This window comes from Nocardia rosealba (assembly GCF_020216065.1).
Lineage (GTDB): Bacteria > Actinomycetota > Actinomycetes > Mycobacteriales > Mycobacteriaceae > Nocardia > Nocardia rosealba.
In genome coordinates, this window is sequence record NZ_JAIWNA010000002.1 from 1068081 (window position 1) to 1087134 (window position 19054).

Genomic DNA, 19054 nt, shown 5'->3' on the forward strand with positions numbered 1-19054 from the left:
GGACACCTCGATCGCCATCCGCATACGCTTGCGAGAATTCCATTTCCACTATAGGAGAACATGATGTCCGTACAGAACGTGCTCGACGAGATCCGCAACCGGCCCGGCACCGGTGACGTGATCCCGGTCATCGATCCCGCCACCGAGGAACGGCTCACCGAATTCACCGACGGCGGAACCGATGCCGTCGACGCCGCCGTGGCACGGGCGAAGGCCGCGTCGCAGTCCGGCATCTGGAAGAACCTCGCGGGCAGCGAAAAGGCCAAGATCCTGTGGCGCGTCGCCGATCTCATCGAGGAGAACACCGGCGTCCTGGCCGATCTCGAATCCCTCAACGCGGGCATCCCACAGAACCAGGCCGCCACCATCGTCGCCGTCGGCGCGGAATGGTTCCGCTACTACGCGGGCTGGTGCACCAAGATCGACGGCATCGCCCACGATGTGAACGCAGGCGGACTCGTCGGCGTGGAATCGCACCAGCACGCCTACACCCTCAAGGAGCCCTATGACGTTGTGGGGCTGATCTTCCCGTGGAACGGGCCGGTGTTCAACTACTGCGCCAAGGTCGCGCCCGCCCTGGCCGCCGGCTGCAGCAGCGTGGTCAAACCCGCCGAGGAGACACCGCTGTCGGCACTGGTACTCGACCGCCTCCTCACCGAAGCGGGGGTGCCCGACGGCGTGGTCAACCTCATCAACGGCTACGGCCACACCACCGGCGCGGCCATCACGGCGCACCCGGACGTGGACAAGGTCGCCTTCACCGGGTCGACCGAGGTGGGCAGGGCCATCGTGCAGGCCTCGGCGGCAAGCAATCTCAACAAGATCACCCTCGAACTCGGCGGCAAGTCACCGGTGCTGATCTTCGACGACGCCGACCTCGACATGGCGATCATGATGGCCGGTTTCGGCTCCTTCACCCACTCGGGCCAGGCCTGCGTGTGCGGTTCCCGCGTCTTCGTCCAGCGCGGCGCCTACGAGAAAGTGGTCGCGGGCATGGCCACGCTGGCCGACAACATGAAGCTGGGCGGGCCCAAGGAAGAGGGCACCATGGTCGGCCCGCTGATCAGCGCCAAGCAGCTCACGCGCGTACTCGGTTACGTCGAGCAGGGCAGGTCCGACGGCGTCGAATTCGTCACCGGCGGTGAGCGTCTCGACCGCACCGGCTACTTCGTGCACCCCACCGTCGTCACCGAGGTCGACCCGGCGACCAGCCGCCTCTACCGCGAGGAGATCTTCGGGCCGATCGTCACGGTGCTGCCGTTCGACACCGAGGAAGAGGCCGTCGCGATGGCCAACGACAGCACCTACGGCTTGGCCGCCACCGTATGGACCAAGGACCTGGGACGCGCGCATCGCCTGGCCAAGCAGTTGCAGGCCGGAACTGTGTCGCTGAACTGCCAGCTCGTGTTCGACCACTCCATGCCGTTCGGCGGCTACAAGCAGTCCGGCTGGGGACACGAGGCGGGCAAGGCGGGCCTCGACGCGTACCTGCAGACCAAGACGGTGTGGGCCCAGATGTGAGAGCGGGACATTGCCATGCACCCATTGCGAGAATATGATTCTCATCAATCACTAAGGAGGCTCTCATGACGCAGCTGGATCTGCCGTATCAGTTGTTCGACGCGGACAACCACCTCTACGAGACCAAGGACGCTCTCACCAGGTACCTCCCCAAGGAGTACGAGGGGACCATCCAATACGTCGAGATCAACGGCCGGACCAAGATCGCGGTGCTCGGCCAGATCAGCGAGTACATCCCCAACCCCACCTTCGAGGTGGTCGCCCGGCCCGGCGCGATGGAGGACTACTTCAAGAACGGCAACCCGGAGGGCAAGAGCCGCCGGGAGATCTTCGGCAAGGCCATGCGCTCGATTCCGGCGTTCCGCGAGCCGGGCGCGCGCCTGGAACTCATGAACGAGCTCCAGCTGAACCGCTCGCTGATGTTCCCCACGCTGGCCAGCCTCGTCGAGGAGCGCATGCGCCACCACCCCGATCTCATCCACGCGGTGGTCCACTCGCTGAACCGCTGGCTGCTCGAAACCTGGGGCGAAGACGGCAATTTCGTCTACAAGGACCGCATCTTCACCGTGCCCGTGGTGAGCCTGCCGATCGTCGAGAAGGCGATCGAGGAACTCGACTGGTGTGTCGAACACGGCGCCAAGGCCATCCTGGTCCGCCCCGCGCCGGTCCCCGGCCTGCGCGGGCCGCGCTCGTTCGCCATGCCGGAGTTCGACCCGTTCTGGCGACGGGTGGTCGAGCACGACGTGCTGGTCACCATGCACTCCTCCGACAGCGGCTACTCCCGGCACAACGCCGAGTGGGAGGGCTCGAGTCTGGAGATGCTGCCGTTCCAGACCAACACCTTCCGGATGACCACCGAGTGGCGCCCCATCCAGGACGCGGTGGCCTCCTGGGTGTGTCACGGTGCGCTGTTCCGCTTCCCCGAACTCAAGGTGGCCGTCATCGAGAACGGCGCGTCGTGGCTGGCACCGCTGCTCGAGAACCTCGCCGACGTGGCCAAGAAGGCGCCGGAGGGCTTCGGTCATCAGGACCCGGTGGAGGCGGTCAAGCGCGGCATCTTCGTCAGCCCGTTCTGGGAGGAGGATCTCGGCGCGATCGCCGACCTCATGGGCGTGGACAACGTGCTGTTCGGCTCCGACTACCCGCACCCGGAGGGCCTGGCCGAGCCCGCGCGCTACATCCACGAGATCAAGGACATGAACCTCGAGCATCAGGCCAAGATCATGGGCGGCAATCTCGCGAGGCTGCTGAAGGTATGACCTGGCAGACCATTCCGCAGCTGGTCCGCAGCGCCGCCGATCGCTTCGAGGATGCCGAAGCGATCGTGGACGGGCCACTGCGGTTGAGTTTCGCCGAACTCGCCGATCGGGTGCGGGTCGCCGCGGGCGCGTTCGCGGCGGTCGGCGTCGGCAAGGGCGACCGGGTGGCGATCTGGGCGCCCAATTCCGCCGAGTGGATCGTCGCCGCGTTCGGGCTGGTCACCGCCGGTGGCGTGCTCGTCCCGATCAACACCCGGTTCAAGGCCGAGGAAGCCGCCGACGTGGTGCGGCGCAGCGGCGCTCGGCTGCTGCTGGTGCAGCAGGGCTTCCTCGGCACGCACCACACCGCACCCGACGGTGTGCCGGTGATCGACCTGAAGTCCGATTTCCTGTCCAGCGGACAACCTTTCGAACAGGCGCTGAGCGGCAGCGAGATCGCCGACATCATCTACACCTCCGGCACCACCGGCAGGCCCAAGGGTGTGATGATGAATCATCGCCAGACCCTGCGCCTGTACGCGGAGTGGTGCGATCTGGCCGACCTGCGCGAAGGCGACCGGTATCTGATCGTCAACCCGTTCTTCCACACCTTCGGGTACAAGGCGGGGCTGATCAGCTCGCTCATCCGGGGCGCGACCGTGCTGCCGGTGCCGGTGTTCGACATCGATCGCGTGCTCGAACTCGTCGAGCGAGAGCGGGTGACGATGCTGCCCGGCCCACCGACCCTCTATCACGCGCTGCTCGACGCACCGCCCACCCGCGACTTGTCGTCGCTGCGGGCGGCGGTGACCGGGGCGGCCGACATCCCGGTCGAACTCATCCGGCGGATCAAGACCGAACTACCGTTCCGGTCGATCATGACCGGTTACGGGCTCACCGAGGCCGGCACCGCGACCGCCTCGCGGCCCGGCGACACCTTCGAGCAGATCGCCACCACGGTCGGAACCCCGTGCGACGGTGTGGAGATCCGCATCGCCGCCGACGACGAGGTACTGGTCCGCGGGTACTCGGTGATGCAGGGCTACTTCGACGATCCCGACGCCACCGCCGAGGCGATCGACGCGCAGGGCTGGTTGCACACCGGCGATCTCGGCAGTCTCGACTCCGACGGGCGGCTTCGGATCATCGGGCGCAAGAAGGACATGTTCATCGTCGGCGGCTTCAATGCCTATCCCGCCGAGATCGAGGCCTTTCTGCTCGAGCATCCGGCGGTGGCCCAGGTCGCGGTCGTCGGCGTTCCCGACGGCCGGCTCGGACAGGTCGGCCGGGCCTTCGTCGTGCGCAAGGGACCGGTGTCGGAGGCGGAGCTGGTGTCGTGGGCCCGCGACCGGATGGCCGGCTACAAGGCACCGAGATCCGTGTGCTTCCTCGACGAGCTGCCGCTCAACGCCACCGGCAAGGTCATGAAAGACCAACTCCGCCAATCGTTTCCTTCGACTTCGAGGAACCCCTCATGAACTTCTCCGACATGATCCTGGTCAGCATCGACGACCACGTGGTCGAACCGGCCGACATGTTCGCCCGGCACACCCCGAGCAAGTACGCCGAATACATCCCGAAGCTGATCACCAACGGTCAGGGCGTCGATCAGTGGGTCTACCGGGACAAGCCGGTGGGTGTCACCGGCCTCAACGCCGTGGTCGGCTGGCCGAAGGAGGAATGGGACAAGAACCCGGCCCGCTACGCCGAGATGCGCCCGGGGGTGTACGACATCCACCGCCGGGTGGAGGACATGAACGCCAACGGCATCCTGTCCTCGATGTGTTTTCCGACCTTCGCCGGATTCAGCGCGGGACACCTGAGCCAGTTCAAGGACGAGATCACCATCGCGGTGATCTCGGCGTACAACGACTGGCACATCGACGAATGGTGTGCCACCTATCCCGGCCGGTTCATCCCGAACGCGATTCTGCCGCTGTGGGATCCGCAGCTGGCCGTCGCCGAGATCACCCGGGTCGCCGCCAAGGGGTGCCGCGGTGTCACGATGCCGGAGCTGCCCCATGTCGACGGGCTGCCCTCCTATCACGACGGTGAGTACTGGGCGCCGGTGTGGGCGGCCCTCGCCGACACCGGGTTGGTGATGAATCTGCACATCGGGCAGGGTTTCGGTGCGCTGCGACTGGCACCGAACGCGCCGATCGACAATCTGATGTGCCTCGCGCCGACGGTGTCCCAGATCGCCGTGCAGGATCTGCTGTGGGGGCCCGCGCTGCGCGGTTACCCCGGGCTGAAAGTCGCGCTGTCCGAGGGCGGAATCGGCTGGATCCCTTTCTATCTCGATCGTTCCGACCGCCACTACACCAACCAGAAGTGGCTGCGCCGCGACTTCGGTGGCCGCCTGCCCAGCGACGTGTTCCGCGAGCACGTGATGGCTTGCTATGTCACCGACCGGCATTCGCTGGAAATGCGGCACCGGATCGGCATCGACATCATCGCGTGGGAATGCGACTACCCGCATTCGGACTCGCTGTTCCCCGACGCTCCCGAGTACGTGCTGGAAGAACTCGTCGCGGCGGGCGCCGACGACAGCGATATCCACAAGATCACGTGGCAGAACGCCTGCCGGTTCCTGGACTGGGATCCCTTCGCCCACGTTCCCCGGGCCGAGGCCACGGTCGAGGCACTGCGGAACACGGCACGCGATGTCGACCTGACCATCCGGCCCCGCGAGGAATGGGCGCGCCGCTACGCCGCCCAGCACGCAGGCTGATCCCCCGAACCAGAAGGAAACTCATGCATCTCATCGTCTTCTCCAGCCCCCGCGAGGGTATGGACACCGAATACAACACCTGGTACGACGAAGTCCACATCCCGGACATGCTTGCCATCCCCGGTGTCACCTCGTGTACCCGATTGCGCGCCGAGCCGGTCGGCGGCCAGGCGCCGGAGTTCGCCTATCTCGCCGATTACGTCGTCGACGGTGATGTCGGCGCGGTTCTGGGCGAGATCAAGGCGCGTTCCGCCGACGGCCGCATCCGGCTCAGCCCCGCCATCGATCCGACGGCCACGAAAGTGACCGTCTGGGAATCCCATTGATGGATTACGCGCTCACCGCCGACCAGCGGTTGTTCGCCGCCACCACGCGCGAGTTCCTCGCCGCGTCCGTTCCGCTCGACGTCGTGCGCGGCCTCGCCACGGCGGGGGTGGGATTCGACCGCGAGTGGTGGCGGCGGGGCGCCGAGCTCGGCTGGACCGCGCCGCTGGTTCCCGAGGAACTGGGCGGCGGGTCGGTCTCGTCCGCACCGATGGCCGATCTGGCCCTGCTCGCGGTGGAGTTCGGCCGCGCCTGCGCCCCGGGTCCGCTCGTCACCACGAGCGCCGTGCTCGCGGGACTGGCCGGCGAGCGGGACCGTTTCGCCGAGCTCGTCACGGCGATTCTCAGCGGTGAAACTGTCGCTGCCTGGGCGTATTACGAACCGGGACGCGGCTTCGCCGAGGCACCGGAGCGGACCGTCGCGGTGCCCGTGGGCGACGGCTTCCGGGTCACCGGGGTGAAGGACCGGGTCGAGTGTGGTGATCAGGCCGAGATGTTCCTGGTGCCCGCCCTTGGCCCGGACGGGCCGGTACAGGTCGTGATTCCCGCCGACACATCAGGCGTCGCCGTCACACCGATGTGGACATTGGACCTCGTCCGGCGCATGGCGACAGTCGAATTCGACGAGGTGCTCGTCGGGCCGGACGCGGTGGTCCAGTCCCACCCGCGCGCGGTCCGCAGCGCGCTCGAGGCCCAGGAGCACGTCGCCGCCGTACTCACCGCGGCCGAGTCGACCGGTGCGGCCGAGCACGCCTTCGGACTGACCGTCGGGTGGATGTTCGACCGCTATACCTTCGGCCGTCCGCTGGCGTCCTACCAGGCGCTCAAACATCGCGCCGCCGACGGCAAGACCGCACTGGAGGCGTGTCAGGCCACCGTGTGGGCGGCGGCGAACACCTTCGGAACCGACCCGACGGCCACCGCCGAGGCCGTCGGAGTCGCGAAGTCCTTCGTCGGCGGAGTCACCCCGGAGCTGGTACAGGAGTGCGTGCAGATCCACGGCGGCATCGGGGTGACCTGGGAGCACGACCTGCACCTCTACCTGCGCCGCGTCACGACGGGGCGAGCCATGTACGGGACGCCGGAGGAACATCGCCGCCGCCTGGCCGCGCTCCTGGACAGGAAGGTCGCATGACAGCGCCGAACACCGCCGACCTCGAACCCGTCGACGATTTCCGCGACCGCGCCCGCCGCTGGCTGCGGGCCACTCTCCCACCCGCCCCAGCCGAACCCGCCGGCGAGAGCGGTAAGTCCGAGGCGTCCTGGTCGCGCGCACGACAGCTGCAGCGAATTCTGTACGACGGCGGCTTCGCCGGCATCTGCTTCCCGAGGCAATACGGCGGACTCGGGCTCACCCCCGAACATCAGCGCGCCTTCTCGGAGGAGTCACGCGGCTTCGAAATGCCACTGGCACTGAACATTCCGACGCTCACGATCTGCGCGGCGACGATTCTGGACCGGGGCACCGAAGCGCAGAAGCGCGATCACCTCCCGGCGGTCCTGCGTGGCGAGGAACTGCTCGTACAGTTCCTGTCCGAGCCGCGCGGCGGGTCGGATCTGGCCGGGCTCACCACCCGCGCCGAGCGCAGAGGCGAGAACTGGGTGCTCAACGGCACCAAGATCTGGAGTTCGGGAGCCTACGCCGCCGACTACGCCCTGTGCCTGGCACGTACCGACTGGGACGTACCGAAACACGCGGGGCTCACCATGTTCCTGGTGCCGGTGCACGCGCCGGGCATCACCATCCGCCGGATCACCCAGGTGGACGGATCACGCGAGTTCTGCCAGGAGTTCCTCGACGACGTGGTCCTCCCCGGCGACGCGGTTCTCGGCGAGGTGAACGGTGGCTGGGAGGTGACGAACCGCCAGCTGTTCCACGAGCGCAGCGCGGTCGGTGGCGCGTCACCGTACGCCAGCGGGGCGCAGGCCCACAGCGGACGCGACGTGTCCGCGCTGGTCGAGATCGCCCGGCGGACCGGGCAATTCGACGATCCGCGGGTCAGGGAGGACATCGGTGCGGCGCGGGCGATGAACATGGTGCACGATCAGCTGATCGCCCGCATCACCCGCGGCATCGCGAGCGGCGCCCTCCCGCCCGCCGCGGGTTCCATCGTTCGCCTGTTCAGTGCCCAGAATTCCTGGTTGCAAGCCGATACGGCGCTGCGGGTCGCCGGTCCGTGGGCCGCCACCGGACCGGACGGTTCCGGCCGGGCCGGGCACGATTACCTGATGCGCCAGGCATGGAGCCTGGCCGGTGGCAGTACCGAGATGGCGCGCAACATCATCAGCGAGCGGGTGCTCGGGATGCCACGCGAAGCGGCGCCCGATCGGGATGTGCCGTTCAACCGGGTCGAGCGAGGGCGCTAGCACGGTTCCGGCAACGGTGGTTGCCGGAACCGTCACCGCCTAGGTGATCGCGCCCGCTGTCTTCAGGGCGATGATGCGGTCCCAGTCCAGTCCGGCTTCGAGCAGGACCTCGTCGGTGTGCGCCGCGAACTCCGGGCCGGCGGTGGGTTCGGGGGCGGCCACATCGAATTGCACCGGGTTGGCCACCAGGTCGAGTTCACCCGCGCGCACCAGGTATTCGTTGGCCAGGATCTGCGGGTCCGCGCCGACCTGCAGACTGTCCTGCACCGGCGCCCACGGACCGGACAGGGTGGCCAGCCGAGTCGTCCACTCGGCGAGGGTGCGCGTCGCGAACACCTCGCGCAGAATCCGCACGGCCGCTTCGGTATTGGCCGCCAGCTGCTCCCCCGTGCCGAAGCGCGGATCACGTGCCAGCTCGGGACGATCGATGTGGTGACACACGTCGGCCCAGAACTTCGCCGGCTGCAACATCACCAGCGACAGGTGCCTGCCGTCGGCGGTGGCGTAGAGACCCGACAGCGGATTGGTCGGCGCGCCGTGCCCGCCCGGCACCGGCGCCACCATCGGCTCACCGAGATGCGCCGACAACGCGATGGTGTGCCCCATCGCCCACAGACCGCTGCCGAGCAGGGACACGTCGACCACCGAGGTTTCACCCGTGCGTTCGCGTTTGAGCAGGGCCGCCGCGATGCCGCCCGCCAGATTCGTGCCCGAGATGGTGTCGCCGAAAGCGGGCCCCGGCGGGGAGATCATGCCGTCGGTCCCCGGTGGGGTGATGGTGGCGGCCACCGAGGCGCGGCACCAGAAGGCGGTCATGTCGAAACCGCCCTTGTCCGCTTCGGCGCCGCGTGGACCGAGGGCACTGCCGCGCGCGTAGACGATCGCCGGATTCACCGCGCGGATGTCGTCCACGTCGATGCCGAACTTGGTGCGCGCCTGCGGCAGGAAGCTGGTCAGGAAAACGTCGGCGCCCCGCGCCAGCTCGTGGATCACCTCGCAGCCCGCGGGAACCGACATGTCGACACCGATACTCCGCTTGCCCCGGTTCGCGTGCTCCACATTGGGATTCGGTTCGCCCTCCACCCGCATCCGGCCGACCTGACGCAGGCCGCGTTGCGGATCGCCGGTGACCGCGTGCTCGACCTTGACCACGTCGGCACCCCAGTCCGCGAGAACCGCGCCCGCCGACGGCACGAACCCGTACATGGCCACCTCGAGCACGCGGATTCCCTCGAGCGGCCCCATCACTTCGCCCCGCTCTCGGCGGCGAGCCCGACGACGGCCGCGTACGTCTTGGTCTCCAGGAACTCCTCCAGCCCCGCGACGCCGCTCTCCCGGCCGATACCGGACTGTTTGAACCCGCCGAAGGGCGCGTCCGGGGCGAAGTAGTTGCCGCCGTTGATGCTGAACGTGCCCGCTCGGATCCGGCGGGCGACGGCGAGTGCCCGGTCCTGGTCGGCGCTGAACACTGAGCCGGACAGGCCGTAGACGGAATTGTTGGCGATGCGTACGGCATCGTCGTCGTCGGTGTAGGGGATCACGGCGAGCACCGGCCCGAACACCTCTTCCTGGGCGATCTCGCTGTCGGGGTCGACACCGGCGAGCAGGGTCGGCGCGTAGTAGAAGCCGGGGTCGATCTTCTTGCCGCCGGTGACCAGGGTGGCGCCTGCCTCGACCGCGCGTTCGACCAGACCGTGCACCTTGTCGCGCTGCCGGGCGCTGATCAGCGGTCCCATATAGGTTTTCGGGTCGCTCGGATCGCCGACGGTGACCCAGCCGAGGTTGGTCGCGACCAGATCGACGATCTCGTCGTGGCGGGCCCGCGGCACCAGCAGCCGGGAAGTGAGCGCACAGCCCTGACCCGCGTGTGTGCAGATGGTGAAGGCGGCGAACACGGCGGTCGTCGCGAAGTCGGCGTCGTCGAGCAGCACCATCGCCGATTTGCCGCCCAACTCGAGGAAGACCCGCTTGAGCGACTCGCCCGCGGCGGCCATGATCTGCTTGCCGACCGCCGTCGACCCGGTGAAGCTGATGAGGTCGACGTCGGGATGGGTGGTGAGCGCCTTGCCCACCGAGACGTCGTCGGACGACAGCACATTCACCACCCCGGGTGGGATATCGGTGTGCTCGGCGATGAGCTCGCCGAGCGCGAGCGTGGCCAGCGGAGTGTCGGGCGCGGCTTTGAGCACCACCGTGCAGCCGGCGGCCAGTGCAGGGACGAGTTTGGCCAGGGCGAGCTGGTGCGGATAGTTGTAGGCCACGATCGCCGACACCACGCCCGCGGCTTCCTTATCGATCCAGCGCCGGTGCCGTTCGCCCCGGATCTCGAGTTCACCGAGGTCCTCGGTGAACCGGTAGTCCGGGAGCAGATCGGCGTAGTAGCGCGCGATCTCGATGGGGAGGTCGAGCTGGTTGCCGTGGGTGAGGCGGCGGGTGGCGCCCACCTCGGCGATGGTCACTTCCCGCAGCTCCTCGACGTGCTCGCGCAACGCGCGGTGCAACTGGTCGAGGCAGGTGGCCCGGAATCCCACATCGGTGGACCAGGTGGTGGTGTCGAAGGCCCGGCGCGCGGCGGCGACGGCCGCCTCGGTGTGCTCGGGACCGGCCTGCGGCGCATAGCCGTACACCGCCCCGGTCGAGGGATCGAGCGAGGGGAACGACTGTGGCGTCCCGACCAGCTGTCCGTCGACCAACATCCGCCTGGTGACGGTGGTGGCCGTCGCCCGGCCGCCGTCTTTGTCCGTGTCCTGGGATGACATCCCGCCTCCTAGATCAGCATGAAAATGTGATTCTCATTCCTGAGAGCAATATATCCACATCTGTCACGCGAAGCAGCCGAATGCCGGACCCGATACCGACAGGACGGCCCAGATCTCCGGCGAGAGAGTCGAGTTCAGCTCTTGCGGAGGCAGTTGTCGCGAGAGTACGGTTCTCATCATCGGAAGGGAGATTCTTGTGATTCACACAACAGCGCTCCGTCCTGCGATCGGGGTGGAAGTCACCGGCATCACCGATCTGCACGACGACACGGTGATCAGCCGTTGCCTCGAGGCGCTGAAATGGCGCGGAGTCCTGGTGGTGCGCGGTCTGCACCTCGACGACGAGGCGCAACTGGCGCTGTGCCGCAAGCTCGGCACCGTGCTCGCGCCGGGTGGGCGGGAGATCTTCACGATCACCCTCGACCCGGCGAAGAACCGGGCGGCGAAATACCTCGAGGGCACGTTCTTCTGGCACATCGACGACACCACCAACGATGTGCCGGCCAAGGCAACGGCGCTCACGGCCCGCCACGTCGCCATGGAGGGCGGTGGCACCCAGTTCGCCAGCACCTATGCCGCCTACGAGAACCTTCCCGAGACCGAGCGCAAACGCTACGAGGGATTGCGCGTGGTGCACAGCTTCGAAGCGTCCCAGCGGCTGGTCCATCCCGACCCCACCCCGGCGCAGGTCGCCGAATGGCGCACCCAGCCGACCCACGAGACCGCCCTGGTCTGGTCGCGCGCGGACGGCCGTAAATCGCTGGTCGTCGGCGCCACCGCCGACCACATCGTCGGCATGGCGCCCGACGAGAGCCGCGCACTGCTGGACGAACTGCTCGCCTGGTCGACCCAGGACCGCTTCGCCTACACCCACGACTGGGCCGTCGGCGACCTGGTGATCTGGGACAACACCGCCATCCTGCACCGGGCCCTGCCCTATCCGGCCTCGTCGGAGCGCGAACTGCACCGGACGACCATCGCGGGCGAGGAGGCATGGGGGTGAAAACGGCAGTGGTCACCGGCGGCGGCTCGGGCATCGGACTCGCTGTCGCCCAACGACTCCGGGCCGACGGCTACCACGTGGCGACGATCGATCTGCGCCCCGGTGACACCGAGTTCGACCACGTCGCCGATGTCACCGACCCTGATCAGGTGGGCGAAGCGCTCACCGCGATCCGCGCCCAGCTCGGTCCGGTGACCATCCTGGTCAACGCCGCGGGCCTGGACGGGGCGGGCCGGTTCGTCGACATCGATTTCGCGCGCTGGCAACAGGTGATCGCGGTGAATCTGCACGGCGTCTACCACTGCGTGCAGGCCGTGCTGCCCGACATGCTCGCCCAGCACTGGGGGCGCATCGTCAACATCTCCTCCTCGAGCACACACTCCGGTCAGCCCTTCATGGCGCATTACGTCGCGGCGAAGTCCGCCGTCAACGGGCTCACGAAATCGCTGGCGCTCGAGCTCGGTCCGGTGGGCATCACGGTCAATGCCGTGCCGCCCGGATTCATCGACACCCCGATGCTGCGCAAGGCCGAGGCCGCCGGGCAGCTGGGCGGCACGATCGATGACCACATCAAGCGCACTCCGGTGCGGCGCGTCGGGCAGCCCGAGGACATCGCCGCCGCCTGCGCATTCCTGATCTCCGAGAGCGCCGGGTACATCACCGGGCAGATCCTCGGCGTCAACGGCGGCCGCAACACCTAGCCGCCATCTCCATCGAAAGGAAATCCCCGTGGGACGTGTCGAGGGCAAAGTCGCCTTTATCACCGGAGCCGCACGAGGCCAGGGCCGCAGTCACGCGGTGCGCCTGGCCGGCGAGGGCGCCGACATCATCGCCGTCGATATCTGCCGCGATATCGACTCCATCGGTTATCCCTTGGCGCGGCCCGAGGACCTGGAGGAGACGGCTCGCCTCGTCGAGAAGTCGGGGCGCCGGATCGTCACCGTGCAGGCCGACGTGCGCGACGCCGCCCAGGTCCGCGACGCCGTGGCCCAGGGCGTCGCGGAGCTGGGCCGGCTCGACATCGTGGTGGCCCAGGCAGGCATCGCCGGTATGAAGGGTCAGCCGCAATGGCAGGCCTGGACCGACGTGATCGATACCAATCTCGTCGGCGTGCTCAACGCCATCCACGCCGCGCTGCCGCACCTCGAGGAGGGCGCTTCCATCATCGCCACCGGCTCGCTGGCCGCGCTGATGGATGTGAGCAAGGTGGACCAGCCGGGCAAGGACCCCGGTGGGGTGGCCTACATGGTGGCCAAACGCGCACTGTCGATGATCGTGCACGAGATCGCGACCCACATCGCGCCGAAGAAGATCCGCGCCAACGTGATTCATCCGACCAACTGCAACACCCCCATGTTGCAGAGCGAGCCGATGTACCGCTCGTTCCGTCCCGACCTCGAGCACCCGACCCGGGCCGACGCCGAGCCCGCCTTCTACACCCAGCAGGCCATGCCGGTGCCGTTCATCGAGCCCGAGGACATCAGCGACGCGGTGCTCTTCCTCGCCTCCGACGAATCCCGCTTCATCACCGGTACGCAATTGCGGGTGGACGCGGGCGGATATCTGAAGTGGTACGACTACCACGTCTGAAAGGAATTCCCGCCGTGAAGGTTCGAGTCGATTCAGCGCGCTGTCAGGGCCACACCCTGTGCGCGATGACCGCTCCCCGCGCGTTTCAGCTGAGCGAGATCGATGGCCATTCGTCGCCGGTCGACGAGGACGTGCCGCCCGACCAGGAGGACCAGGTGCGCGAAGCGGCCCACTCCTGCCCAGAACGCGCCATCGAAATATTCTGAGAGGACACGTCATGACCGTCGACGACGTGGCGACAGACCGAACACGTAAACAGCCGGCATTCTCCTTCGACCGATTCGCGCCCGGGTACCGGGACCGTTTCGTCGACATCACCGCGACCATGCAGGAGCAGTGCCCGATCGCCTGGAGCGACACCTACGACGGGCACTGGGTGGCGGCGGGCAACCGCGAGGTCTTCGAACTCGCCCGCTGCCCGCACATCTCCAACGACCACGACCCGGCCGGAGTCCGACGCGGCTACCAGGGCATCTCGATCCCGAAAGCCCCACGGGCGAGCGGCGTCCGAGGTGGCATCCTGGAAATGGACGAGCCCGAGCATCGGGAGGTGCGTGCGGCACTCAACCCGTACCTGTCCCCCGCCGCGGTCGCGCGGTGGGTGCCGTTCATCGACGAGGTGGTGCGTGCCGCACTCGACGAGAAGATCGAATCCGGTCGTATCGATTTCGTCGACGATCTCGCCAATATCGTGCCCGCGGTGCTCACCCTCGGCATGCTCGGTGTGCCGCTGGCGAAATGGACGATCTACAACGAGCCCGCGCACGCCTCGGTGTACACACCGCCGGATTCCCCGGATTATCCCCGGGTCGCCGAAATGCACCGGACGATGGGAATCGACCTGTTACAGAATCTGTTCGAGATCAGGGAAAATCCCCGGCCGGGTCTGATCGACGCGATCAACAACGCGACCATGAACGGCGAGCCGCTGCCCGATCTGGAAATGCTCGGCATGCTCGGTCTGCTCATCGGCGGCGGATTCGATACCACGACCGCACTCACCGCACATGCGCTGGAATGGCTGTCGGAGAATCCGGAGCAACGCGAGATGTTGAGCCACGAACGCGACAGCCTCCTCGATTCGGCCACCGAGGAATTCCTGCGCTATTACACGCCCGCGCCGGGCGACGGACGCACGATCGCGCAGGACTGCGAGGTCGTCGGGACCGAATTCAAAGAGGGCGACCGGGTATGGCTGTCGTGGGCGATGGCGAACCGCGACCCGGCCGTCTTCGACAATCCGAACGAGGTGGTCCTGGATCGCCGGCGTAACCGGCACTACAGCTTCGGGCTCGGCGTGCACCGGTGCATCGGGTCGAATGTGGCTCGTACCGTGTTCAAGCGGATGCTCGTCGCCGTGCTGGACCGCATGCCGGACTACCGGTGCGATCCGGAGCGCACCGTGCACTACGACACCATCGGTGTCATCCAGGGCATGCGGCACCTCCCCGCGACGTTCACCCCCGGCCCCCGGCTCGGCGCCGGGCTCGACGAGACCCTGGCGGCATTACAGACACTGTGCGACGAACAAGGTCTCGCGGCACCGGTCACCGCACCGAACGCTCCTGGGGCACAGTGAGTTCGGAGATGGCCGAAGCGTCTGGGCGCCCGTTGCCACTGCTCACCGAGGACAACGCGTTCTTCTGGACCTCGGGCGCCGACGGTGAGCTGCGGATCCAGGAGTGCGGCGCCTGCGCCGAATTGATCCATCCGCCGCAGGTGGTGTGCCGGTACTGCCACGGGCGCACGCTCGGCACGCGTGTGGTGTCCGGCTTCGCCACGCTCATCGGGTTCACCGTCAACCATCGATTCCAGATGCCCGGGCTGCGTGCGCCGTATGTGGTGGCCCAAGTGGCGATCGAGGAAGATCCGCGGGTTCGGCTCACCACCAATGTGGTCGGCTGCGACCCGGCCGACCTGGTGCTCGGCATGCGGATGGAGGTCGTCTTCGAGCCCGACGCCGATGTCTGGCTGCCATTGTTCCGGCCGGTGGCCGACCAGCCGGGGCCGGTGGCACTGCCCGACGACGAGATCGAACCGCATCGGTTCGGCGAGCACGTGCGCCCCATGCTCGGCCCCGACAAGTTCGAGGACAAGGTCGCCATCACCGGCATCGGCATGTCGGATATCGGTCGGCGCCTGATGGTTTCGCCGCTCGCGCTGACCATCCAGGCGTGCGAGCGCGCGGTCGCCGACGCGGGGCTCACCATGGCCGACATCGACGGCCTCTCGACCTATCCGGGCGCGGGCAACGTCGGCGGCTTCGGCGAGGGCGGTGTCACCGCGTTGGAGGCGGCCCTCGGGCTGCGGCCCACCTGGTACAACGGCGGCTTCGAAACCTTCGGTCCCGGTGGGTCGGTGATCGCGGCCATGCTCGCGGTCGCCGGCGGTCTGGCCCGGCATGTGCTGTGTTTCCGCACGGTGTGGGAAGCCACCTACAACGAGCTCTTGCGCGCGGGCAAGATCAGCGTCGGCGGTGGGCGCACCACCAGCTGGATGACGCCGTTCGGTGCCACCTCGGCCGCGCACACCCTGGCGCAGAACGCGCAACGGCACTTCCACCGATACGGCACGACGAAGGAAACGCTCGGCTGGATCGCCCTGAACCAGCGAGCCAATGCCGCACTGAATCCCACTGCGGTGTACCGGGATCCGCTCACGATGGAGCAGTACCTCGAGGCCCGACCGGTCACCACCCCATTCGGCCTCTACGACTGCGATGTGCCCTGCGACGGATCGGTGGCGGTGCTCGTCTCGGCACACGAGACCGCGCGCGATCTGGCCTCGCGCCCGGTGCGCGTCGACGCGGTGGGCACCCAGATCCTCGAGCGGATCGAATGGGATCAGAGCACGCTCACCCATGAGCCACAGGTGCTCGGCCAGGCCGCGCATCTGTGGTCGCGAACGTCGTTGCGCCCCGGCGATGTCGACGTCGCCGAACTGTACGACGGGTTCACCTTCAACTGCCTGTCCTGGATCGAGGCCTTGGGTTTCTGCGGCGTCGGCGAGGCCGGGGACTTTCTCACGGGTGGCAAGAACATCGCTCGCGACGGCGTCCTGCCGCTCAACACCCACGGCGGGCAGCTGTCGCACGGGCGGACGCACGGCATGGGCTTGCTGCACGAGGCGGTCAGTCAGCTGCGCGGGGAGGCCGGAGCACGGCAGGTGCCCGGTGCGCGGGTAGCGGTGACCAGCAGCGGCGGCCTGACACCCAGCGGCGTGTTGCTGCTGACCAGCGAAGTCTGAGAGGTCGACCCATGGATGTCACCGATGTGGCACCGACCCTGCTGCGGCTGGTCGTCGGCGTCACCATGATCGCGCACGGACTCAACCACTGGCTCGGCGGCGGCCGGATCGCGGGAACCGCCCGCTGGTTCGCGGGCCTGGGGCTGCGCAACGGTGTGCTGCAGGCGTGGGCGAGCGTGCTCACCGAGATCGGGGCGGGGATCGCCCTGTTGCTCGGCGTCGGCACGCCGCTGGCGTGTGCGGCGGTGATCGCCGTCATGCTCGTCGCCGGTCTGCTCGCGCACCGGCGCAACGGATTCTTCGTTTTCCGGGAGGGGTACGAGTACGTACTCGTGCTGGCGGTCGTCGCCCTGGCGCTGGCCGTCACCGGGCCCGGCCGGTTCTCGATCGACCATGCCGCCGGTCTCGAGGTCACCGGGTGGGCAGGCGGCGGCCTCGCCCTCGGCATCGCTGTCGGATCGACAGCGCTCCTACTCGCGCTGTTCTGGCGTCGCGCGCCCGAACCCACTGCGTGAGAAGCACATTCGAACGGGAGGTGCGCTGATGCGCGTCGGATTCATCGGGTTGGGCAGTCAGGGCGCGCCGATGGCGCGCCGGATCGTGGAAGCGGGATTCGCGACCACTCTCTGGGCTCGCAGGTCGGCGACCCTCGAGCCGTTCGCGGGTACCGGCGCCGCGTTCGCGCCGACCCCGGCCGCTCTCGGACAGGCCAGCGACCTCGTGTGTCTGTGCGTCGGCAACGATGCCGACCTGCGGGAGGTACTCATCGGCCCGGACGGTGTCCTCGCCGGGCTGGCGCCGGGCTCGATCGTCGCCGTGCACAGCACCGTGCACCCCGACACCTGCCGGGAATTGGCGAAAGTGGTTGCGGCGCAGGATGTCACCCTCATCGACGCCGCGGTGAGCGGTGGGGCACCCGCCGTCGCCGAACGTCGACTGCTCGTGATGGTCGGTGGGCCCGTCGAGGCACTGGATCGCTGCCGCCCGGTCTTCGACACCTTCGCCGATCCGGTCGTCCATCTGGGCGATGTCGGGGCGGGGCAGGTCGCCAAACTGCTCAACAACCTGTTGTTCTGCGCCAACCTGGCGACCGCGGCGAGCACGCTGACGCTCGGTGAGCAACTGGGTGTCGACCGGGACGAGCTGGGCGCGGTGATCGCGCGTGGCTCGGGGAACAGTTTCGCGTTCGGCCGCATCGCCGCAGGCACGCTCGCCCGGATCGGCGATCACGCGGGACACACGTTGCGCAAGGACGTCACGCTGATGGCGGATCTCGCCGCCGGAGTCGATGCCGATACCGGCATCGCCCTCACGGCGGCCGACGCCACCCTGGGTGCGATCGGCCACGCCAGGTGACCCCGAGCCGGATCGGTGTGATCGGCGCGGGACGGATGGGCGCGCCGATGGTGCGCCGGCTGGTCGCGGCGGGACACGAGGTGCGGGTGCTCGGCCGGTCCGGACCGGCCCGGCGGCGGGTCGCCGACCTCGGTGCCGAGGCGGTGTCGTTCCCGGCGGCGGTCGGTACCGGCGCGGCCGCCGTGGTCATCTGTGTGTTCACCGACGACCAGGTGCACGAGATCTGCTTCGACACACCGCTGCTGGCGAGTATGCCGCGCGGCTCGGTGCTCGTGGTGCACACCACCGGCAGTCCGCGCACCGTCGAAGCCGTCGCCGAACACGCTGCGCCGCAGGGTGTTCTGGTGGTCGACGCGCCGGTGAGTGGTGGGCCCCGTGACATCGAGGCAGGCACCCTCACCGTATTCCTCGGCGGGGACGATGCGGCTGTCGAGCGGGCCCGGCCGGTGCTGCGTGGCTACGGCGATCCGCTGCTGCACGTGGGCCCGCTCGGTTCCGGACAGCGGGTGAAACTGGTGAACAACGTGCTCTTCGCCGCCCAGCTCGGCCTGGTCGCCGAGGCGGTGCGGCTGTCCGAACGGCTCGGTGTCGAGGAGGCGACAGTGCTGTCCGCGCTGCGGCACGCCAGCGCGGGTGGCCCGGCGACAGCGCGCGCGGCGGCGAAGGGATCGGTGGCCGAATTCCTCGCCGTCGCGGGGGAATTCCTCGTCAAGGACGTCGCCTCGGCGCGTGCGCTGGCCGCCGAACTCGGGACCGACCTCGGCCCGCTCGACCGGGCGCTCGACGCCTGGCTCCCCGAGCCACAGACGTGACCGCTGCGCCGACCCTCCGGTGACAGGACCGGTGGCGGGCCCCCGCGGGGGGGGGGACCGCCCCCACAACACGGGCCCCCCGCGCGGCGGCGTCGAGCCGGCCCCGT

General features: G+C 68.3%; 18 protein-coding genes. 16 read left to right on the top strand and 2 right to left on the bottom strand.

Annotation, left to right across the window (positions count from 1 at the left end; translation table 11 throughout):
- The first annotated feature begins 63 nt into the window (after window positions 1-63).
- The 7 genes from LDL21_RS11850 (at window position 64) to LDL21_RS11880 (ending at window position 8181) form a co-directional block, all read left to right on the top strand.
- Entirely contained in the window at window positions 64-1521 is a 1458-nt protein-coding gene (locus LDL21_RS11850; RefSeq protein ID WP_225280042.1) for an aldehyde dehydrogenase family protein, read from the top strand.
- 65 nt (window positions 1522-1586) lie between these two features.
- The gene (locus tag LDL21_RS11855; protein WP_225280043.1) at window positions 1587-2780 is read left to right on the top strand and encodes an amidohydrolase family protein; all 1194 of its coding nucleotides are present in this window, start codon (window positions 1587-1589) and stop codon (window positions 2778-2780) included.
- Entirely contained in the window at window positions 2777-4237 is a 1461-nt protein-coding gene (locus LDL21_RS11860; RefSeq protein ID WP_225280044.1) for a FadD3 family acyl-CoA ligase, read from the top strand. The genes LDL21_RS11855 and LDL21_RS11860 overlap by 4 nt, the downstream gene beginning before the upstream one ends.
- On the top strand, window positions 4234-5490 hold the full coding sequence (locus LDL21_RS11865; RefSeq protein WP_225280045.1) for an amidohydrolase family protein: 1257 nt from the start codon (window positions 4234-4236) through the stop codon (window positions 5488-5490). Before LDL21_RS11860 ends, LDL21_RS11865 begins: the two co-directional genes overlap by 4 nt.
- A gap of 23 nt (window positions 5491-5513) precedes the next feature.
- Window positions 5514-5816 carry a DUF4286 family protein gene (locus LDL21_RS11870; RefSeq protein ID WP_225280046.1) on the top strand — a complete coding sequence of 101 codons (303 nt, stop codon included), beginning with the start codon at window positions 5514-5516 and terminating at the stop codon, window positions 5814-5816.
- Window positions 5816-6949 (top strand): acyl-CoA dehydrogenase family protein, encoded by a 1134-nt coding sequence (locus tag LDL21_RS11875; protein ID WP_225280047.1) that lies wholly within the window; start codon window positions 5816-5818, stop codon window positions 6947-6949. Before LDL21_RS11870 ends, LDL21_RS11875 begins: the two co-directional genes overlap by 1 nt.
- Window positions 6946-8181 carry an acyl-CoA dehydrogenase family protein gene (locus LDL21_RS11880; protein ID WP_225280048.1) on the top strand — a complete coding sequence of 412 codons (1236 nt, stop codon included), beginning with the start codon at window positions 6946-6948 and terminating at the stop codon, window positions 8179-8181. Before LDL21_RS11875 ends, LDL21_RS11880 begins: the two co-directional genes overlap by 4 nt.
- A 39-nt stretch (window positions 8182-8220) precedes the next feature.
- Here the strand turns inward: LDL21_RS11880 and LDL21_RS11885 are convergent, their stop codons facing one another.
- Both LDL21_RS11885 and LDL21_RS11890 read right to left on the bottom strand, forming a co-directional pair.
- Complete coding sequence (locus LDL21_RS11885) at window positions 8221-9426, bottom strand: CaiB/BaiF CoA transferase family protein (RefSeq protein WP_225280049.1); 1206 nt, start codon at window positions 9424-9426, stop codon at window positions 8221-8223.
- Window positions 9426-10940: an aldehyde dehydrogenase family protein gene (locus LDL21_RS11890; protein WP_225280050.1), complete on the bottom strand. Its 1515-nt coding sequence runs from the start codon at window positions 10938-10940 to the stop codon at window positions 9426-9428. The genes LDL21_RS11885 and LDL21_RS11890 overlap by 1 nt, the downstream gene beginning before the upstream one ends.
- Before the next feature lie 196 nt (window positions 10941-11136).
- Between LDL21_RS11890 and LDL21_RS11895 the strand changes: the two genes are divergently transcribed.
- Genes LDL21_RS11895 through LDL21_RS11935 form a run of 9 tightly spaced genes read left to right on the top strand, consistent with a single transcriptional unit; the run spans window position 11137 to window position 18947 of the window.
- Window positions 11137-11943, top strand: coding sequence for a TauD/TfdA dioxygenase family protein (locus LDL21_RS11895; protein WP_225280051.1), 807 nt, complete (start codon window positions 11137-11139; stop codon window positions 11941-11943).
- Entirely contained in the window at window positions 11940-12644 is a 705-nt protein-coding gene (locus tag LDL21_RS11900; RefSeq protein ID WP_225280052.1) for an SDR family NAD(P)-dependent oxidoreductase, read from the top strand. The genes LDL21_RS11895 and LDL21_RS11900 overlap by 4 nt, the downstream gene beginning before the upstream one ends.
- A 28-nt stretch (window positions 12645-12672) precedes the next feature.
- Entirely contained in the window at window positions 12673-13533 is an 861-nt protein-coding gene (locus tag LDL21_RS11905) for a mycofactocin-coupled SDR family oxidoreductase (protein ID WP_225280053.1), read from the top strand.
- A 14-nt stretch (window positions 13534-13547) separates the two neighbouring features.
- Window positions 13548-13739 carry a ferredoxin gene (locus tag LDL21_RS11910; protein WP_181696081.1) on the top strand — a complete coding sequence of 64 codons (192 nt, stop codon included), beginning with the start codon at window positions 13548-13550 and terminating at the stop codon, window positions 13737-13739.
- Between the two features lie 11 nt (window positions 13740-13750).
- Entirely contained in the window at window positions 13751-15112 is a 1362-nt protein-coding gene (locus tag LDL21_RS11915; RefSeq protein ID WP_225280054.1) for a cytochrome P450, read from the top strand.
- Window positions 15113-15120: 8 nt separating this feature from the next.
- Window positions 15121-16779 carry a thiolase C-terminal domain-containing protein gene (locus tag LDL21_RS11920; RefSeq protein WP_225280055.1) on the top strand — a complete coding sequence of 553 codons (1659 nt, stop codon included), beginning with the start codon at window positions 15121-15123 and terminating at the stop codon, window positions 16777-16779.
- 11 nt (window positions 16780-16790) lie between these two features.
- Window positions 16791-17294, top strand: coding sequence for a DoxX family protein (locus LDL21_RS11925; RefSeq protein WP_225280056.1), 504 nt, complete (start codon window positions 16791-16793; stop codon window positions 17292-17294).
- Window positions 17295-17322: 28 nt separating this feature from the next.
- Window positions 17323-18135: an NAD(P)-dependent oxidoreductase gene (locus tag LDL21_RS11930; RefSeq protein WP_225280057.1), complete on the top strand. Its 813-nt coding sequence runs from the start codon at window positions 17323-17325 to the stop codon at window positions 18133-18135.
- Window positions 18132-18947 (top strand): NAD(P)-dependent oxidoreductase, encoded by an 816-nt coding sequence (locus LDL21_RS11935; RefSeq protein ID WP_225280058.1) that lies wholly within the window; start codon window positions 18132-18134, stop codon window positions 18945-18947. Before LDL21_RS11930 ends, LDL21_RS11935 begins: the two co-directional genes overlap by 4 nt.
- Window positions 18948-19054: the final 107 nt, after the last annotated feature.

Bases quoted from the DNA above. Each gene is read 5' to 3' on its own strand.
- LDL21_RS11930 (WP_225280057.1), top strand. From the start codon at position 17,323: ATGCGCGTCGGATTCATCGGGTTGGGCAGTCAGGGCGCGCCGATGGCG.
- LDL21_RS11920 (WP_225280055.1), top strand. From the start codon at position 15,121: ATGGCCGAAGCGTCTGGGCGCCCGTTGCCACTGCTCACCGAGGACAAC.
- LDL21_RS11870 (WP_225280046.1), top strand. From the start codon at position 5,514: ATGCATCTCATCGTCTTCTCCAGCCCCCGCGAGGGTATGGACACCGAA.
- LDL21_RS11860 (WP_225280044.1), top strand. From the start codon at position 2,777: ATGACCTGGCAGACCATTCCGCAGCTGGTCCGCAGCGCCGCCGATCGC.
- LDL21_RS11890 (WP_225280050.1), bottom strand. From the start codon at position 10,940: ATGTCATCCCAGGACACGGACAAAGACGGCGGCCGGGCGACGGCCACC.
- LDL21_RS11875 (WP_225280047.1), top strand. From the start codon at position 5,816: ATGGATTACGCGCTCACCGCCGACCAGCGGTTGTTCGCCGCCACCACG.
- LDL21_RS11925 (WP_225280056.1), top strand. From the start codon at position 16,791: ATGGATGTCACCGATGTGGCACCGACCCTGCTGCGGCTGGTCGTCGGC.
- LDL21_RS11865 (WP_225280045.1), top strand. From the start codon at position 4,234: ATGAACTTCTCCGACATGATCCTGGTCAGCATCGACGACCACGTGGTC.
- LDL21_RS11855 (WP_225280043.1), top strand. From the start codon at position 1,587: ATGACGCAGCTGGATCTGCCGTATCAGTTGTTCGACGCGGACAACCAC.
- LDL21_RS11880 (WP_225280048.1), top strand. From the start codon at position 6,946: ATGACAGCGCCGAACACCGCCGACCTCGAACCCGTCGACGATTTCCGC.
- LDL21_RS11915 (WP_225280054.1), top strand. From the start codon at position 13,751: ATGACCGTCGACGACGTGGCGACAGACCGAACACGTAAACAGCCGGCA.
- LDL21_RS11850 (WP_225280042.1), top strand. From the start codon at position 64: ATGTCCGTACAGAACGTGCTCGACGAGATCCGCAACCGGCCCGGCACC.
- LDL21_RS11885 (WP_225280049.1), bottom strand. From the start codon at position 9,426: ATGGGGCCGCTCGAGGGAATCCGCGTGCTCGAGGTGGCCATGTACGGG.